16 protein-coding genes are annotated in these 15,179 nt (G+C 66.0%); 10 read left to right on the top strand and 6 right to left on the bottom strand.

Features of this window, described 5'->3' with window-relative positions; genetic code table 11:
• Entirely contained in the window at positions 1-990 is a 990-nt protein-coding gene (locus CCZ28_RS03390; RefSeq protein WP_140215892.1) for an XdhC family protein, read from the bottom strand.
• Between the two features lie 143 nt (positions 991-1,133).
• On the opposite strand from CCZ28_RS03390, the gene CCZ28_RS03385 reads away from it, so the two are divergent.
• From CCZ28_RS03385 to CCZ28_RS03360, 6 genes are all read left to right on the top strand, one after another.
• The gene (locus tag CCZ28_RS03385) at positions 1,134-2,012 is read left to right on the top strand and encodes a Ku protein (protein WP_140215891.1); all 879 of its coding nucleotides are present in this window, start codon (positions 1,134-1,136) and stop codon (positions 2,010-2,012) included.
• Between the two features lie 11 nt (positions 2,013-2,023).
• The gene (ligD, locus tag CCZ28_RS03380) at positions 2,024-4,579 is read left to right on the top strand and encodes a DNA ligase D (protein WP_140215889.1); all 2,556 of its coding nucleotides are present in this window, start codon (positions 2,024-2,026) and stop codon (positions 4,577-4,579) included.
• Positions 4,580-4,694: 115 nt separating this feature from the next.
• Positions 4,695-5,708: an acyl-CoA dehydrogenase family protein gene (locus CCZ28_RS03375; RefSeq protein WP_167509281.1), complete on the top strand. Its 1,014-nt coding sequence runs from the start codon at positions 4,695-4,697 to the stop codon at positions 5,706-5,708.
• Positions 5,696-6,457, top strand: coding sequence for a PIG-L deacetylase family protein (locus CCZ28_RS03370; protein WP_240795222.1), 762 nt, complete (start codon positions 5,696-5,698; stop codon positions 6,455-6,457). The genes CCZ28_RS03375 and CCZ28_RS03370 overlap by 13 nt, the downstream gene beginning before the upstream one ends.
• A complete protein-coding gene (locus tag CCZ28_RS03365) occupies positions 6,454-7,053 on the top strand; it encodes a class I SAM-dependent methyltransferase (RefSeq protein WP_167509200.1) in 600 nt (199 codons plus the stop codon). Before CCZ28_RS03370 ends, CCZ28_RS03365 begins: the two co-directional genes overlap by 4 nt.
• Positions 7,050-7,706 carry a glycosyltransferase gene (locus CCZ28_RS03360; protein ID WP_140215883.1) on the top strand — a complete coding sequence of 219 codons (657 nt, stop codon included), beginning with the start codon at positions 7,050-7,052 and terminating at the stop codon, positions 7,704-7,706. The genes CCZ28_RS03365 and CCZ28_RS03360 overlap by 4 nt, the downstream gene beginning before the upstream one ends.
• Here the strand turns inward: CCZ28_RS03360 and CCZ28_RS03355 are convergent, their stop codons facing one another.
• A complete protein-coding gene (locus tag CCZ28_RS03355; RefSeq protein WP_437179202.1) occupies positions 7,707-8,498 on the bottom strand; it encodes an AraC family transcriptional regulator in 792 nt (263 codons plus the stop codon).
• An 80-nt stretch (positions 8,499-8,578) separates the two neighbouring features.
• On the opposite strand from CCZ28_RS03355, the gene CCZ28_RS03350 reads away from it, so the two are divergent.
• Positions 8,579-9,589 (top strand): bile acid:sodium symporter family protein, encoded by a 1,011-nt coding sequence (locus CCZ28_RS03350; RefSeq protein ID WP_140215880.1) that lies wholly within the window; start codon positions 8,579-8,581, stop codon positions 9,587-9,589.
• 24 nt (positions 9,590-9,613) lie between these two features.
• Here the strand turns inward: CCZ28_RS03350 and gorA are convergent, their stop codons facing one another.
• Positions 9,614-10,987, bottom strand: coding sequence for a glutathione-disulfide reductase (gene gorA, locus CCZ28_RS03345; protein WP_140215878.1), 1,374 nt, complete (start codon positions 10,985-10,987; stop codon positions 9,614-9,616).
• Between the two features lie 126 nt (positions 10,988-11,113).
• Positions 11,114-11,944: a UTP--glucose-1-phosphate uridylyltransferase GalU gene (gene galU / locus CCZ28_RS03340; protein WP_058778310.1), complete on the bottom strand. Its 831-nt coding sequence runs from the start codon at positions 11,942-11,944 to the stop codon at positions 11,114-11,116.
• Positions 11,945-12,183: 239 nt separating this feature from the next.
• Here galU and CCZ28_RS03335 point away from each other — a divergent pair, with 239 nt between their 5' ends.
• Positions 12,184-12,666 (top strand): hypothetical protein, encoded by a 483-nt coding sequence (locus CCZ28_RS03335; RefSeq protein WP_240795221.1) that lies wholly within the window; start codon positions 12,184-12,186, stop codon positions 12,664-12,666.
• Between the two features lie 148 nt (positions 12,667-12,814).
• Positions 12,815-13,189 (top strand): hypothetical protein, encoded by a 375-nt coding sequence (locus tag CCZ28_RS03330; protein ID WP_140215874.1) that lies wholly within the window; start codon positions 12,815-12,817, stop codon positions 13,187-13,189.
• Here the strand turns inward: CCZ28_RS03330 and CCZ28_RS03325 are convergent.
• Both CCZ28_RS03325 and CCZ28_RS03320 read right to left on the bottom strand, forming a co-directional pair.
• A complete protein-coding gene (locus CCZ28_RS03325; RefSeq protein WP_140215873.1) occupies positions 13,155-13,505 on the bottom strand; it encodes an antibiotic biosynthesis monooxygenase family protein in 351 nt (116 codons plus the stop codon). The two genes, CCZ28_RS03330 and CCZ28_RS03325, sit on opposite strands and share 35 nt — an antisense overlap.
• Complete coding sequence (locus CCZ28_RS03320) at positions 13,502-14,209, bottom strand: glutamine amidotransferase-related protein (protein ID WP_140215871.1); 708 nt, start codon at positions 14,207-14,209, stop codon at positions 13,502-13,504. The genes CCZ28_RS03325 and CCZ28_RS03320 overlap by 4 nt, the downstream gene beginning before the upstream one ends.
• Before the next feature lie 96 nt (positions 14,210-14,305).
• On the opposite strand from CCZ28_RS03320, the gene CCZ28_RS03315 reads away from it, so the two are divergent.
• Complete coding sequence (locus CCZ28_RS03315; protein ID WP_140215869.1) at positions 14,306-15,178, top strand: LysR family transcriptional regulator; 873 nt, start codon at positions 14,306-14,308, stop codon at positions 15,176-15,178.
• Position 15,179 lies beyond the last annotated feature (1 nt).

Raw genomic sequence — 15,179 nt, 5'->3', positions numbered from 1 at the left:
TCAGGCGACCTGCTCCACCGCCACCAGCGCGCGCTTCTTCTGGGTCAGGGCGATGCCATTCTTCACCGCCACCACCTCGGCCAGCAGCGACAGGGCGATCTCCGGCGGCGTATGGCTGCCGATATGCAGGCCGATGGGGCCGTGCAGGCGATTGATTGCGGCGACGGGTACATCCAGCTGCAGCAAGCGCTCACGGCGCTTGTCGTTGTTGCGCAGCGAACCCAGGGCGCCGACGTAGAAGGCGTCGGATTGCAACGCCGTCAGCAAGGCCAGGTCATCCAGCCGCGGATCGTGGGTCAGGGCCACCACGGCGGTGCGCTCGTCCGGCCGGATCGCCAGCACGGCGTCGTCCGGCATACCGGCGATGAAACGCGCCTGGCGCGTCTCCCAGCCCAGGCGGAATTCTTCCCGCGGATCGCAGACCAGCACCTCGAAATCGAGCATGGCGGCCATGTCGGCCACGTACAGCGACAGCTGCCCGGCGCCGATCAACAGCAGGCGCCAACGCGGTCCGTGGACCAGGCGCAGACGGTGTTCGTCCAGGGCGACCGGCTCGTCGCGGGTCGTGGCGGTGATGCGCACCGCCCCCGTCGCCAGGTCCAGCTCGCGCAGGGCCAATTCGTGGCCGTCACAGCGTTCCAGTAGCTGCGCCACCCACCGCCAGTCATCGACCCGCTCCTGCACCAGCCGCAGGGTGCCACCGCAAGGCAGCCCGAAACGCGCGGCCTCGTCGCCCGAGACGCCGTAGGTGATCACCTCGGGCCGCTCGCCGGCGAACTGGCCGGCATGCAGCCGGGCGATGAGGTCGTCTTCGATGCAACCGCCGGACACCGAACCGCAGACCTGGCCATCGCCGCGCAGCGCCAGCATGGCGCCGGGCGGGCGCGGCGAGCTGCCCCAGGTCTGGACCACGGTGAACAGGCTCACGCGGTGGCCGGCCCGGCGCCAGGCCACCGTCGTGCGCAAAACTTCTTGATCGACACTGTCCACGCCTACTCCCCTCTACCCTGCGCCTGCGGCGGCAAAATCACTGTTCGGGGGTAGAACCCAACAACGGAGCGGGGTTCCCCGGGGCGGAACCCCGTGGATCGCCGGCCTATCCATAGGGGACATCCCTTCCCTGGAGAACGCCCATGCCCCGCTCGATCTGGAAAGGCGCCGTCAGCTTCGGCCTGGTGCACATCCCCGTCTCGGTCGTCTCGGCGACCCGGCAGTCGGGCATCGACTTCGACTGGCTGGACGACCGCAGCCTGGATCCGGTGGGCTACAAGCGCATCAACAAGACCACCGGTAAAGAGGTACCCAGCGAGCACATCGTCAAGGGCATCGAACACGGCAAGGGCCAGTACGTGGTGCTCAGCGACGAGGAGATCCACAACGCGCTCCCGGAGGCCACCCGCACCATCGATATCCTCACCTTCGTCGAGGCGCGCGAGATCTCCATCCTGCACTTCGAGAAACCCTACTACCTGGCGCCGGACAAGAACGGCGAGAAGGTCTATGCGCTGCTGCGCGACACCCTGAGCGCCGCCGGCAAGGTCGGCGTGGCGAACGTGGTGATGCATACCAAACAGCACCTGGCGGTGATCATGCCGCTGGGCGACGCCCTGGTGATGAACACTCTGCGCTGGGCCGACGAGGTGCGCTCTGCGGAAGACGTGGGCCTGGAAGGCCTGGACGCCAAGGTCACCAAGAAGGAGGTGGACATGGCCCAGCGCCTGGTGGAGGACATGACCGAGCAGTGGGACCCGACCCAGTACCACGACACCTTCAAGGACAACGTCATGGCCCTGGTCGAACGCAAGCTCAAGGACGGCAAGCTCGAAGCCGTCGCCGAAGAACCGGCGGCCGAAGACAGCGGTGCGGACGTCATCGACCTCACCGAACTGCTGCGCCGCAGCCTGGGCGGAAAGCGCAAGGACAAGGACGAGCCGGCACCCAAGGGCAAGACCGCTAGCCGCTCCAGCAGCCGGCGCAGCTCGACCACCAGTCGCACCCGCAAGGCCAAGTGAGGAGCGCCGTCATGGCCAGCTCGACCAGCGAATACAACCGCAAGCGCAACTTCGACATCACCGCCGAACCCCGCGACGAGGACAGCCCCCGCCCCCGCAAGGCCAAGGGTGCCCTGAGTTTCGTCATCCAGAAGCACGATGCCCGCCGCCTGCACTACGACTTCCGCCTGGAACTGGAGGGTACTCTCAAGAGCTGGGCCGTGCCCAAGGGCCCCAGCCTAGATCCGGGGGAGAAGCGGCTGGCGGTGCAGGTGGAGGATCATCCGCTCGCCTACGGCAGCTTCGAGGGCAGCATTCCCGAGGGGCAGTACGGGGCGGGCGATGTCATCGTCTGGGACCGTGGCGAGTGGCAGGCCGACGGCGACGCGGCGGAAGGCTATGCCGCCGGCAAGCTCAAGTTCGAACTCAGGGGCGAAAAGCTCCGCGGCCATTGGACACTGGTCCGCACCCGACTGCGCGGGCACAGCGACAAGCCGCAGTGGCTGCTGATCAAGGAGCGCGACGACGAGGCCCGGGACACTGCGGACTACGAGGTGACCGCCGCCGAACCCGACAGTGTACTGAGCGACAAGACCCTGCCGCGCCTGGACCAGGGCAAGGCCAAGGGCAAAGCCGCTACCAAACCCAAGGCAACCACCGCGCGCAAGACTACCGCCAAGGCACGCAAAGCCAAGCTGCCCGAGATCCTGGACGCCGAGCTGGCGACCCTGGTTGACAGCCCTCCTGCCGGTGACTGGCTCTATGAGGTGAAATACGACGGCTACCGCCTGCTGGCCCGTGTGGAGGGTGACGAAGTCCGCCTCTTCACCCGCAGCGGCAATGACTGGACCGCGCGCTTGCCGGAACAGGCCAAGGCTCTGGCCGCGCTCGGCCTGGAGAATGCCTGGCTGGATGGCGAGATCGTGGTGAACGATGCCCAAGGCGCGTCGAGTTTCCAGGCCCTGCAAAACGCCTTCGAAACCGCCAAGGACAGTCGCATCGCCTATTACCTCTTCGATCTGCCCTATCTCAACGGCGCGGATCTGCGCGAGGTGCCCGTGGAGCAGCGCCGCGAACTCCTGGGCAAACTGCTGGAAGAAGGCAACGACAGTGACCTGCTGCGCTTTTCCGCGGCCTTCGAGGTACCGGCCGACCGCATCCTGGCCAGCGCCTGCGAGCTGGGCCTGGAAGGGGTGATCGGCAAGCGCCTCGGCAGTCCCTATCGTTCCCGCCGCAGCAAGGATTGGATCAAGCTCAAGTGCGCCCATCGCCAGGAATTCATTATCGTCGGCTATACCCCACCCAAGGGCGGCCGCCAGCACCTGGGGGCGTTGCTGGTCGCCCTGCACGACGATCAGGGCCAGTTGCATTACGCCGGCAAGGTCGGCACCGGCTTCACGGCGGCGCAGCTCAAGCAGCTGCATGAGCGGTTCCAGCCACTGATCATCGACCGGCCACCGGTGGTGGACCCGCCCAAGGGTGCGGCCTATCGGCAGGTGACCTGGCTCAGACCCGAGCAACTGTGCGAGATCGCCTATGCCGAGATGACCCAGGACCGCATCGTACGCCAGGGTGTCTTCCACGGCCTGCGCGACGACAAGCCGGCTCAGGAGATCGGCCTCGAACAGGCGACGCCGGCTCGTGAGGCTGAACGACCCGACAGCGCCCCGCGCCAGGTGAGTGGCAAGCAAAAGGATGCCGAGGTGGCTGGGGTCCGCATCAGCCACCCCGAGCGAATCATCGACGAGGCCAGTGGCGCTCGCAAACTCGACGTGGCTGGCTATTACGCTGCCGTCGCCGACTGGATCCTGCCACACCTGGCCGATCGCCCGGTGGCCCTGGTGCGCACGCCCGAAGGCATCGCCGGCGAACAGATCTTCCAGAAGCACAAACAGACCCTGGCGATCCCCCACATCCGCGAACTCGATCCCGCACTGGACCCCGGTCATGCGCCGCTGATGGTCATCGACAGTCGCGACGCCCTCATCGGCGCCGCCCAGATGGGCACGGTGGAGCTGCACACCTGGAACGCCACCGCCGACCGCATCGAGCGTCCCGATCGTTTCATCCTCGATCTCGATCCCGATCCCGCCCTGCCCTGGTCACGCATGGTGGAGGCGGCGGAACTCACCCTCACCCTGCTCGACGAGCTGGACCTACAGGCCTTCGTCAAGACCAGCGGTGGGCGCGGTCTGCACCTGGTAGTGCCACTGGATCGCCGCCAGGACTGGGACACCGTCAAGGCCTTCGCCCAGGCCGCGGCCCAGCACCTGGCCAACACCCTGCCCAAGCTCTTCGCCGCCAAGATGGGCGCGCAGAATCGCCAGGGCCGCATCTTCGTCGACTACCTGCGCAATCGCCATGGCGCCACCACGGTCAGCGCCTTCTCCCTGCGCGCCCGTCCGCAGCTCGGCGTTTCCGTCCCCGTGGCCCGCAGCGAGCTGGCCAGGCTCGAGCGAAGCGACCAATGGCACTTCGATACCCTGCTGCAACGGCTCGAAGGGCTCAAGGACGACCCTTGGGCCGGGTATACCAAGGTGCGCCAGGGGCTTACCAGGGCCCGGCGCCAGCGCCTGGGTGTGGACTGAGGCATGCCTGCCGTCGCCAACGTCTCGCCGAAGCGAAACCCCTCGGCGCTCGCCATGGTCTGCAACTAGGAGCGTTGTCGTGGACAACGCCGTCGCCAGCCACGGGATGGAGCCGATGTCGATCGATCTGGATAGCCTTCAGGACACCCTGGATGAGTGGGCCTATGACGAGGTCACTCCCGCACTGCTGCAGCAACGCCTCCAAACGCTCAATCGGCGCGGCCTCGACCGTCTGCCACTGCCTGGCCAGGGTCGGACCCTGGACCGCTGGCGTGCCCTCGCTCAGGTCGCCAAGCTGGACCTGGGCCTGGTCAAGCTCTACGAAGGCCATACCGATGCCCTGGCCATCCTGGCCGAACTCGACGGCTTCACCGCACCGCCGGACAGCCTTTGGGGCGTCTGGGCGGCCGAACCACCGGATGCGCGTCTGCTGGTGCGTTACAGCGTCGACAGCATGGTGACCCTGCACGGCCGCAAATCCTGGTGCTCGGGTGCCTCCCTGGTCAGCCATGCCCTGGTCACCGCCTGGATGGACGATCATCCCATGCTGGTGGCGGTGGAAATGAACCAGCCCGGCGTCGAGGTCACCCAGGACGGCTGGCAGGCGATCGGCATGCAGGCCACCGGCAGCGTCGATGTCGTGTTCGACGGGGCCGCTGGCGTGCTGGTCGGGGCGCCCGGTCGCTATCTGCATCGACCCGGCTTCTGGCATGGCGGCGGTGGCATCGCCGCCTGCTGGTTCGGTTCGGCGACGGCGCTCGCCGATACCCTCAGGGCGCACTGCAAGCGTCATCGCGAGCCTCATGCCCTGGCCCACCTGGGCCATGTCGATGCTGCCCTGCTCGGCGCCGCCACCGCGCTGCGTCAGGCAGCCGACTGGATCGATCATCATCCCAAGGACGATGCGCGCTACCGCATTTGCCAACTGCGTGCCCTGGTCGAGCAATGCGCGGAAATCGTCGTGCGTCATACCGGCCGTGCCTTCGGCGCCGCGCCGCTGTGCCGCGACGCCTACTGTGCCCGCCACATGGCCGACTTGCCCGTCTATCTGCGCCAGAGCCATGCCGAGCGCGATCTGGCGGTGCTGGGCGATCTCAATCTGCTGGAGGGTGCCCCTTGGCAACTGTAGGTGACCGTCAGATCCAGGGGGCGGGTACCTCGCCCGAAGCCTGGGCCCAATGGAGTGGCTTTGCCAGCATGCCCGAGATCGAGGCGGCCCAGCTTGTCCCGCCCGGCCATCGCGCCGTGATCGTCGCCCCCCATCCGGATGACGAGATCCTCGGCTGTGGCGGCCTGCTCTACCTGCTCAACGAACTCGGGCGTCGTCTGGCGCTGGTGGCGGTGACCGATGGCGACGGCAGCCACCCGCAGTCCAGCCTCTGGCCGGCGAGCCGGCTGCGCAACACCCGTCCACTGGAAACCCGCGAAGCCTTGCGCCGTCTGCACCTGGAGCGTGCCACCGTGACTCGCTTGGCGATCCCGGATGGCCAGGTGAGCGTCCAGGAAGAAGCCCTGCAGCGACGACTGCTCGAGGTGCTCATGCCCCAGGACATCGTCTTCGTCACCTGGCGCCTGGATGGCCATCCCGACCACGAGGCGACCGGTCGCGCTGCCGTCGAAGCCTGCCGGCTGCGCGGTACCCGCTGTATCGAGGTGCCGATCTGGAACTGGCACTGGGCCACGCCGGGCGACCCCCGCGTGCCCTGGGAGCGAGCACGGCGGCTGAATCTGGAACAGGACGTCCTGGCGCTGAAGAAACAGGCGGTCAATGCCTTCGGTAGCCAGTTGAGCGAAGACCCCAGCACCGGCCAGGGTCCGATCCTGCCACCGGCGGTGGTCGCCCGGCTGACCCGTGCCTGGGAGGTCTACCTGACGTGACCGTCTCCATGAGCTACTTCGATACCCTCTACGCCGGTAACGCCGACCCCTGGGACTATCGCCATCGCTGGTACGAGGCGCGCAAGCGCGATCTGACCCTGGCCATCCTGCCGCATCGGCGGTACACGCAGGGTTATGAACCGGGCTGCTCCACCGGTGAGTTGTCCCGCCGTCTGGCCGAACGCTGCGACCACCTGCTGGTGAGTGACGGCAATGTCTCCGCGGTGGCCACCGCCAGTGCGCGCCTGGCCGATCAGCACCACGTCGAGGTGCGCCATCTGCTGCTGCCGGGTGGCTGGCCCGCGGGTACCTTCGATCTGATCGTCATCAGCGAGATCGGCTATTACCTCGGCGAGCAGGGTCTAGATGCCTTGCTGGATCACGCCCACAGCGCCCTGCTGCCGGGTGGCGTGCTGCTCGGCTGTCATTGGCGTCACCCCATCGACGGTTGCTCCCTGACCGGCGACCAGGTCCACGAACGTCTGGCCGCCCTGCCCGGCCTGCACCGCCTGAGTCATCTCGAAGAATCCGATTTCGTCCTCACCCTCTGGTCCTCCGACCCCACCTCCGTCGCCCGCCGGGAGCAGCTTCTATGATAGGTGCCGTGATACCTGCCCATAACGAAGAGCAACATGTCGAACGCTGTCTGCTGTCGGTCTTGCGCGCGGCCAGGCATCCCGCGCTGCTGGGTGAAGAGGTCGAGGTCGTCATCGTGCTCGACAGCTGCACCGATGGCACCGCCGACATCGTTCGCCAATTGCCCGTCACCATGTTGGAAATCTGGGCCTGCAACGTCGGCATGACCCGGGCGTTTGGTGCTGCCCATCTGATCCAGCGTGGCGCCCGCTGGCTGGCCTGCACCGATGCCGACTCCGAGGTAGCGCCGGACTGGTTCGCCGCGCAACTCGCCTACGGCGCCGAAGCCGTCTGCGGGGTGGTGGAAGTGGACGACTGGGCGCCGCATTCCGCCAGTCTGAGAGCGCGCTACGAAGCGGCCTATCACGACCGCGAAGGCCATCAGCACATCCACGGCGCCAACTTCGGTATCGCCACCTCCGCCTATCTGCGCGTGGGCGGCTTTCCCGCCATGGCGGCCAATGAGGACGTCAGCCTGGTGGCCGCCCTCAAGGCCGATGGTGCCGATATCGCCTGGAGCAACAGTGTTCGCGTGCGCACCAGCTCGCGTCTCGATTGCCGTGCTCGTGGCGGCTTTGGTGACTATTTAAGCTTGCTGGGCGCCACCGCTTGATCAAACGCCCAGGGCGAAAGCCCCAGGCGTTGCTCCAAATTGCCGGCGAAAGGCAGCGATGAAGGCCGAGGGCGAGTTGTAGCCGCAGTCCAAGGCCACTTCGGTGACCGCGGCGCCCTCTTCCAGACGCTCCAGGGCACTGATCAGCCGCAGTCGCTGGCGCCAGGTCCTGAAGGTCAGCTGGGTATCGCGCAGGAAAGCGCGACTCAGGGTCTTTTCCGAGGCCCCCAACACCTGCGACCACTGCGCCAGGGTGCGATCATCCGAAGGATTGGCCGCCAGGGCCTCGCACAGCTGGCGTAGCCGGCCATCCTGAGGCGCGGGCAACGACAGCCCCACCTCGGGCGCCGCCTGGAGTTGATCGAGCATCACCGACACTAGGCGACCGTGTGCGCCCGTCTCGTCATACTCCCGTTCGAAGCCGCTGAAGGTCTTGATCAATTCGCGGATCAGGGCACTCACCGTGATCACCCGGCAGTGACTACCCACGTAGGGTGCTGCCTCGGCGCTGACATAGAGACTGCGCATCTCGGCCCGGGGCGAAGAGCGCACCTGATGCTCCACGTCGGCGGCGATCCACACCGCCCGCTGCGGCGGTGCCACATAGCTGCCCTCGGCGGTCGTCACCGTCAGCACTCCCTTGATGGCATAGGACAGCTGCCCCCAGGGATGGCGATGCCAGGGAGTCCAGGCCGGTTGCTCGAGGGATTCGACCCGCGCGTAGAGACGGCGCGGCAGGGTCGCGAGATCGGGAACCAGGCGCTCCACGGCGCCCTGTCCGTTTGGCGATATCATTGGGGCTTTTCGCGTTAGCCGGATGAGTCGGTAGACGATAGCCTTGGAGGCTACCTGCATACAACCCGAGAGAGACCATGGCTCGTCCCCGCCTGATGCCTGACAACTTCACCCTGCTGCTGGTCGCCACGGTGATCCTCGCCAGCGTCCTGCCCTGTCGGGGCCTCGCCGCCCAGATCGCCAACGTGGTGACCAACATCGCCATCGGCCTGCTGTTCTTCCTGCACGGCGCCAAGCTGTCGCGCCAGGCGCTGGTCGCCGGCATCACCCATTGGCGCCTGCATCTGCTGGTCTTCAGCTTCACCTTCATCGCCTTTCCGCTGCTCGGCTGGGCCTTGCAGCCTCTGCTGGCGCCCCTGGTCACGCCCGAACTCTATCTCGGCGTGCTGTTCATGTGCGCCTTGCCGGCCACCGTGCAGTCCTCCATCGCCTTCGTCTCCATGGCCCGCGGCAACGTCTCGGCGGCGGTGTGCAGTGCCTCTTTGTCCAGCCTGATCGGTATCTTCCTCACCCCGGTGCTGGTGCGGCTGCTGCTGGATGCCCACGGCGGCTCGGACGGCCAAAGCACCCTGGATGCCATCACCAAGATCTGCGTCCAGCTGCTGCTGCCCTTCATCGCCGGCCAATTGCTGCGCCCGCTGATCGGCAAATGGGTGGATCACCACAAGGGCAAGCTCAAGTTCGTCGACCAGGGTTCCATCCTGATGGTGGTCTACACCGCCTTCAGCGCGGCGGTGATCGAAGGGCTGTGGCGGCAGACGCCAGTGCTGTCGCTGGTCGGGCTGGTATGCATCTGCGCCACCCTGCTCACCCTGGTGCTGCTGGCGACGCGCTACAGCGCGCGCCTGCTGGGCATGAGCAAGGAAGACGAAATCACCGTGGTGTTCTGCGGCTCCAAGAAGAGCCTGGCCACGGGCGTGCCCATGGCCAAGGTCCTCTTCGGCAACAGCGCCATGGGGCCGGTGCTGCTGCCCATCATGCTGTTCCACCAGCTCCAGTTGATGGTCTGCGCGGTGCTGGCCCAGCGCTATGCGCGGCGCCAGGTGGTGGAGGTCGCCCCGCCGGTGGCGGTCCCTGCCACCAAGTGATCCGCGCGGAGGCCAGGCGCGCGATCAGCGCGCCGGGTCTTCGTGGACCGGCTTGCGCATCGTCACCCACTCTTCCGCCGCCGTGGGATGAATGCCCAGGGTGTCATCGAAGCAGGCCTTGGTCGCCCCCGCCTTCAGGGCGATCGCCAGGCACTGGATCTGCTCGCCGGCATCCGGCCCGACCATGTGGCAGCCCAGCACCTGATCACTGTCGGCATCCACCACCAGCTTCATCAGGGTGCGTTCCTGGACATCGGTCAGGCTCAGCTTGGTCGGCCGGAAACTGCTCTGGAAGATCTTCAGGCGATGACCACGCTCACGCGCCGCCTCTTCGCTCAGGCCGATGCTCGCCAGGTTGGGCAGGCTGAACACGGCGCTGGCGATCAGATCGTAGTTCAGCGGTCGGTAGCTTTCCGGATTGAACAGATGGCGCGCCAGGGTCATGCCCTCGGCCAGCGCCACCGGGGTCAGTTGCACGCGCCCGATGACATCGCCGATGGCGTAGATGGAGGGTTCCGTGGTCTGGAAGGTTTCGTCCACCGCCACGAAACCCCGTTCGTCCAGGCTGACGGCGGTATTTTCCAGGCCCAGGTCATCCAGCATCGGCCGGCGCCCCGTGGCATAGAAGACGCAATCGGCCTCCAGGGTGCGGCCGTCCTTGAGCGTCACCAGCAGGCTGCCATCGGCGGCCTTGTCGATACGAGACACATCGGCGTTGAACTGCAGGTCGTGCCCGCGCTTCTGCATCTCATCGCGCAGATGCTCACGGACGCCGCGATCGAAGCCGCGCAGGAACAGCTCGCGGCGATACAGCAAGGTGGTCTTGGCGCCGAGGCCCTGGAAAATCGAGGCGAACTCTACGGCGATGTAGCCACCGCCCACCACGATGACGCGCTTGGGCAGTTGTGGCAGGTAGAACGCCTCGTTCGAGGTGATGGCGTGCTCGCGCCCCGGGAAATCCGGTACGTCCGGCCAGCCCCCGGTGGCGATCAGGATGCGCGCGCAACGATAGCGCTGGCCTTCCACCTCGACGGTATGGGGATCGAGGATGCGGGCATGGGCTTCCAGCAGGGTCACCCCGCTGTTGACCAGCAGGGCGCGATAGATGCCATTCAGGCGACGGATCTCGTGGTCCTTGCTGGCGACCAGGGTGTTCCAGTCGAACACCGGCACCTCGGCGTCCCAGCCATAGCCACGCGCCTGGCGGAATTCGTCGCGGAAGGAGGCGCCGTAGATGAAGTACTTCTTGGGCATGCAGCCGACGTTGACGCAAGTGCCGCCGAGGTAGCGGCTTTCCGCCACCGCCACCCGGGCGCCGAAGTCCGCGGCGAAGCGCGCGGCGCGCACCCCGCCCGAACCGGCGCCGATCACGAAGAGGTCGAAATCATAGGTCGTCATGGAACACTCTCTTGGTTTCTGCTGGCACCAGCATAACGCAAGCCGCCCAGGGCAACGGCCACTGGGGGACGATCGCCCAAAACGAAAAGGCCACCCGTAGGTGGCCTTTTCGACTGCACAGCAGGCTTACAGCGCCTTGTACAGATTCTCGAAGCAGAAGTTGGTGGCTTCGACGAAGCCTTCCGCGCTACCGCAATCGAAACGCTGACCCTTGAATTTGTAGGCCAGTACGCAACCGTCCTGGGCCTGCTTCATCAGGGCGTCGGTGATCTGGATCTCGCCACCCTTGCCCGGCTCGGTCTGCTCGATCAGGTCGAAGATGTCCGGGGTCAGGATGTAGCGGCCAATGATCGCCAGGTTGGAAGGGGCATCTTCCGGCTTGGGCTTCTCGACCATCTTGTTCACGCGGTAGATGTCGTCACGGATCATCTCACCGGCGATCACGCCGTACTTGTTGGTCTCGTTGGCCGGGACTTCCTGGATGGCCACGATGGAGCAACGGAACTGGTTGTAGAGCTTGACCATCTGCTTGAGGACGCTGTCGCCTTCCAGGTTCAGGCAGAGGTCGTCCGCCAGCACCACGGCGAAGGGCTCGTCACCGATCAGCGGGCGGCCGGTCAGGATGGCGTGGCCCAGGCCCTTCATCTCCACCTGACGGGTGTAGGAGAAGGTGCAGTTGTCGATCAGGTTACGGATGCCGACCAGGTACTTTTCCTTGTCGGTGTTCTTGATCTGGCTTTCCAGCTCGTAGCTGATGTCGAAATGGTCTTCCAGCGAACGCTTGCCACGACCGGTCACGATACCGATCTGGTGCAGACCCGCCTCCAGGGCTTCCTCCACGGCATACTGCACCAGAGGCTTGTTCACGATGGGCAGCATTTCCTTGGGCATGGCCTTGGTCGCGGGGAGAAAACGAGTGCCATAGCCGGCTGCCGGAAACAGACATTTGGTGATCATGGGAGTCCTTTGATCTGTACGTGAAGGCAAAACGAACGGCGGTCTATCCAGCCGCTTGTCGCATACAATGCCCGAAGCGCGCGGCGCTGGAAATAGCCAGGCATGGGCGCTCGCTGGACGTGCGGATACGACTCCAGGAATCCCGCGCGGTTCTGCGCAAATCATCAAAGAACTGCTATCGTCCAAAGTTTGGAACCAGCGTCACGACTCCGCGGATAGATCTCGATATGAAGAAATGGATGCTCCCGTTGCTATGTATTTCTCTTGTTGGCTGCTCCCTGGGCGGTCATCAAGAGGCGAACGAGACACCCCCGCTGAGCGAGGACCAGATCAGCCTCCTGCGCCAGAACGACCTACTCCAGGCCAAGTTGCTGATCCTGGGGAGCAGCGAAGAGCAACTCCGGCTCGCGGATGCCCTGCTGATGCGCAATGGCGGCAGCAGCCTGGACGGCGAAGTGGAGTTCTACCGGGCCGTGATCGCCATCAAGCAGGGCCCGCAGACCGATGACGTGCTGGAACTGCTCAACCAGTCCGCGGAAAAACGCTATCCGTTGGCCTTCGCCCTGCTCTATCGCATCTACTCCGAGCCCTTCCTGTTGCCGGAGGCCGATCCCATCCAGGCCCAGACCTACAAGAGCGGCTATGCGGAGTTGGCGGTGGCCAAGAGCGGCTATCCGTCCTTTGAAAAGGCGGTGGAAGTCACCCGCCAATTGACGCCCTGAGCGAGCCGCTCTAGTAAGACCCTTTGCGGCCGTTCACAGTCTGCAAAGGGCAAATGAGTAGCCGTTTGATCTTTCATTCAGATGAATGATGTCAAACGGCCGCATGACGCTAGCATCGAGCCACCGTCATGCGCCCCCAGAGCCCCCCATGTCCACCCTTGGCAAGCTGTCTCCCGATATCGCTGTCGTCCGGACGGTGACGCGTCGCTTCGTCCTGCTGCTGACGGCGTTCCTGGCCCTCGCCGTGCTGCTGACCCAGCTGCCGACCTTCACCAATGCCTCACGCGGCGAGACCTGGCAGATTCGCGGTGGCCAGATCCCGCTGATGCAGAATCCCTACATGCCCGAGCGTAGCCTGATCGCCAACCGCCAGCTGATTGCCATGCTCAAGCCCGGCGACCGCATCCTGATCCTGGAAAGCACGCCCTTTCGCCCCTGGAAGAAGGTCATGTTGAGTGGCGACCAGAACCTGATCGGCTGGATTCGGGTCACTCCTGCGCTGGGAGCGGTTCGTGTGGAGTGACGGTGTCCCGCCCCGCCACCACGTCCCACACCCGCGTGCGGTACCAGAGATACCAGCGTTCCCGTCCCAGGCGTTGGGCCTCCCGGTGCTCAGGCTGCCTCCCCCAGTCAGCGGCCGCCTTGCGGTCGGTCCAATAGGACAGGGTGATCCCCAGGCCTTGCGCGTCCCGTACCGACTCGACGCCGATGAAACCCGGCTGTTCGGCTGCCAGCGTCAGCATGCGCTGCGCCATGACGCCGTATTCCGGATCGTCACCGGCACGTTGCGAGAGGAAGGCGACGACCACATAGGATGGCGGCAAATCGAACGTCTTCATGCACCCTGCCCCCGTTGACGGGCGACGCTGGCGAGCCAGGAACGCACCGCGCCCGGAACCTGTCCGGTCAGGGCTTCGCGCTCCGGTTGGTAGAGGGTGCCGAAATGACAAGGACTGGTGGTCAGCTCCAAGGCCAACGGCAGTCCCTCGTCATCCCAGGCCAGCACCTGCCAACCAGCGGTGAGCAGGGTCGCCAGGTACTCGGGATTCAAGCCGAAACGGCAGTGAAAGCCGGCACGACCGCGCTCGCGCCCCTCCGCTTGTGCCAATCGGGTGCCAGGTACGAGGCGTACTTCTTTTTCGACCTCGACCAGCGCGCAGCTCAGAGGCGCCAGCAAGAGCCGCTGCGCCTCGGGCTCTTCCTCGCCATGGACCAGATCGCCGCAGCCCGGCAGCGAGGTGGCATGCTCCAGCAAGGCATACTGCAAACCACCGCAGGTCCCGAGAAAGGGCACCTGGCGCTCCCGCGCCGCGCGGATGGCGCCGAGTACGCCACGGCGACTGAGATACGGGCTACCGGGTATGCACCAGAGGCCATCGCAGCGGGGTAGCCCTTGCTCGGCGGAGGTGGAGTCGAGCCAGCGGAACTCGACGGTCAGCTCAAGCGCCTGGGCAGTCAGCGCCAGGGCTTGGGGAATCGCCTGGTGCGCCACGATGGAAGGATCGTGATCGCCCAACAGCATGAGGATAAGGGGCGTTGCCATGGGTGGTACCTCGCGGGTAGTGGAAGGACGCGAGGCACAGTAAGGTGGCAGGCGGTATGCCCTACATAGGCGTTGCGGTCAGGAGGCCAGGCACGGATGCACTATCAACTGGAACACAGCGACCTGACGCTGATACTGGCACTGAGTCGCGGGGCGACCCTCGCCCGGGCGGCCCAGTTGCTGGCGCAGGATGTTTCTTCGGTACACCGCGCCCTCGGACGACTCGAGGCGCGCCTGGGCCTGGCGCTGTTCGAGCGCGGGCGCCACGGCTGCCGACCGCTGCCCCAGGTGCTGCCGCTGCTTCAGGCAGCGCAGGCCGCCGAAGACGCCCTGCTGGCCGCCCGTGCCGAATTGCTGGCCGAAGAGGCACCGCCCAGTGGCAGCGTGCGCCTGAGTACCACCGATGCAGTGCTCGAGCGTCTGCTGGTGCCGCTCCTGGATGCCTTCCTGGCGCGCTATCCGCAGATTCGCCTGGAGCTCACCACCGACAACGCCTTCGTCAATCTGAGCCGGCACGAAGCGGACCTGGCCCTGCGCCTGACCGCGAGCCCGCCCAACCACCTGGTCGGCCGGCGCCTGCGGCAGGTGCAGTACCGGCTGTGCGCCACGAAGACCTATCTCGAACGCGCCGGCACCCAGGCCAGCGATTGGCGCTGGCTGGCACCCGATGACCTGCTGCCCGACCATCCCAGCGTGCTCTGGCGGCGCCGGGAATATCCGGGCAGCGAGGCCTGGGTGCGCTGCGACACCCTGCTCGGCGTGGCCCGCCTGGTACGCGCCGGGCTGGGCGTCGCCCTGCTCCCGGACTACCTCATCGATCCCGACTGGGTCCTGCTGGCCACCCCGCACGATCTGCCATCGATGGAACTCTGGCTGCTGATGCGCCCCGGCTGCCGGGCGATCCGCCCGGTACAGGTGCTGTACCAGGCGCTGGCTACCGGGTTGGGCGACCTTCCCGACAACGCCTGAC

Source organism: Pseudomonas oryzihabitans (assembly GCF_006384975.1).
GTDB lineage: Bacteria > Pseudomonadota > Gammaproteobacteria > Pseudomonadales > Pseudomonadaceae > Chryseomonas > Chryseomonas psychrotolerans_B.
The sequence above is the reverse complement of the archived record's forward strand: the minus strand, read 5'-3'. Positions and strand labels throughout refer to the sequence as shown.

Bases quoted from the DNA above. Each gene is read 5' to 3' on its own strand.
- CCZ28_RS03325 (WP_140215873.1), bottom strand. From the start codon at position 13,505: ATGAAGACGTTCGATTTGCCGCCATCCTATGTGGTCGTCGCCTTCCTC.
- CCZ28_RS03375 (WP_167509281.1), top strand. From the start codon at position 4,695: ATGTCGATCGATCTGGATAGCCTTCAGGACACCCTGGATGAGTGGGCC.
- CCZ28_RS03350 (WP_140215880.1), top strand. From the start codon at position 8,579: ATGGCTCGTCCCCGCCTGATGCCTGACAACTTCACCCTGCTGCTGGTC.
- CCZ28_RS03335 (WP_240795221.1), top strand. From the start codon at position 12,184: ATGCTCCCGTTGCTATGTATTTCTCTTGTTGGCTGCTCCCTGGGCGGT.
- CCZ28_RS03320 (WP_140215871.1), bottom strand. From the start codon at position 14,209: ATGGCAACGCCCCTTATCCTCATGCTGTTGGGCGATCACGATCCTTCC.
- CCZ28_RS03330 (WP_140215874.1), top strand. From the start codon at position 12,815: ATGTCCACCCTTGGCAAGCTGTCTCCCGATATCGCTGTCGTCCGGACG.
- gorA (WP_140215878.1), bottom strand. From the start codon at position 10,987: ATGACGACCTATGATTTCGACCTCTTCGTGATCGGCGCCGGTTCGGGC.
- ligD (WP_140215889.1), top strand. From the start codon at position 2,024: ATGGCCAGCTCGACCAGCGAATACAACCGCAAGCGCAACTTCGACATC.
- CCZ28_RS03385 (WP_140215891.1), top strand. From the start codon at position 1,134: ATGCCCCGCTCGATCTGGAAAGGCGCCGTCAGCTTCGGCCTGGTGCAC.
- CCZ28_RS03360 (WP_140215883.1), top strand. From the start codon at position 7,050: ATGATAGGTGCCGTGATACCTGCCCATAACGAAGAGCAACATGTCGAA.
- CCZ28_RS03315 (WP_140215869.1), top strand. From the start codon at position 14,306: ATGCACTATCAACTGGAACACAGCGACCTGACGCTGATACTGGCACTG.
- galU (WP_058778310.1), bottom strand. From the start codon at position 11,944: ATGATCACCAAATGTCTGTTTCCGGCAGCCGGCTATGGCACTCGTTTT.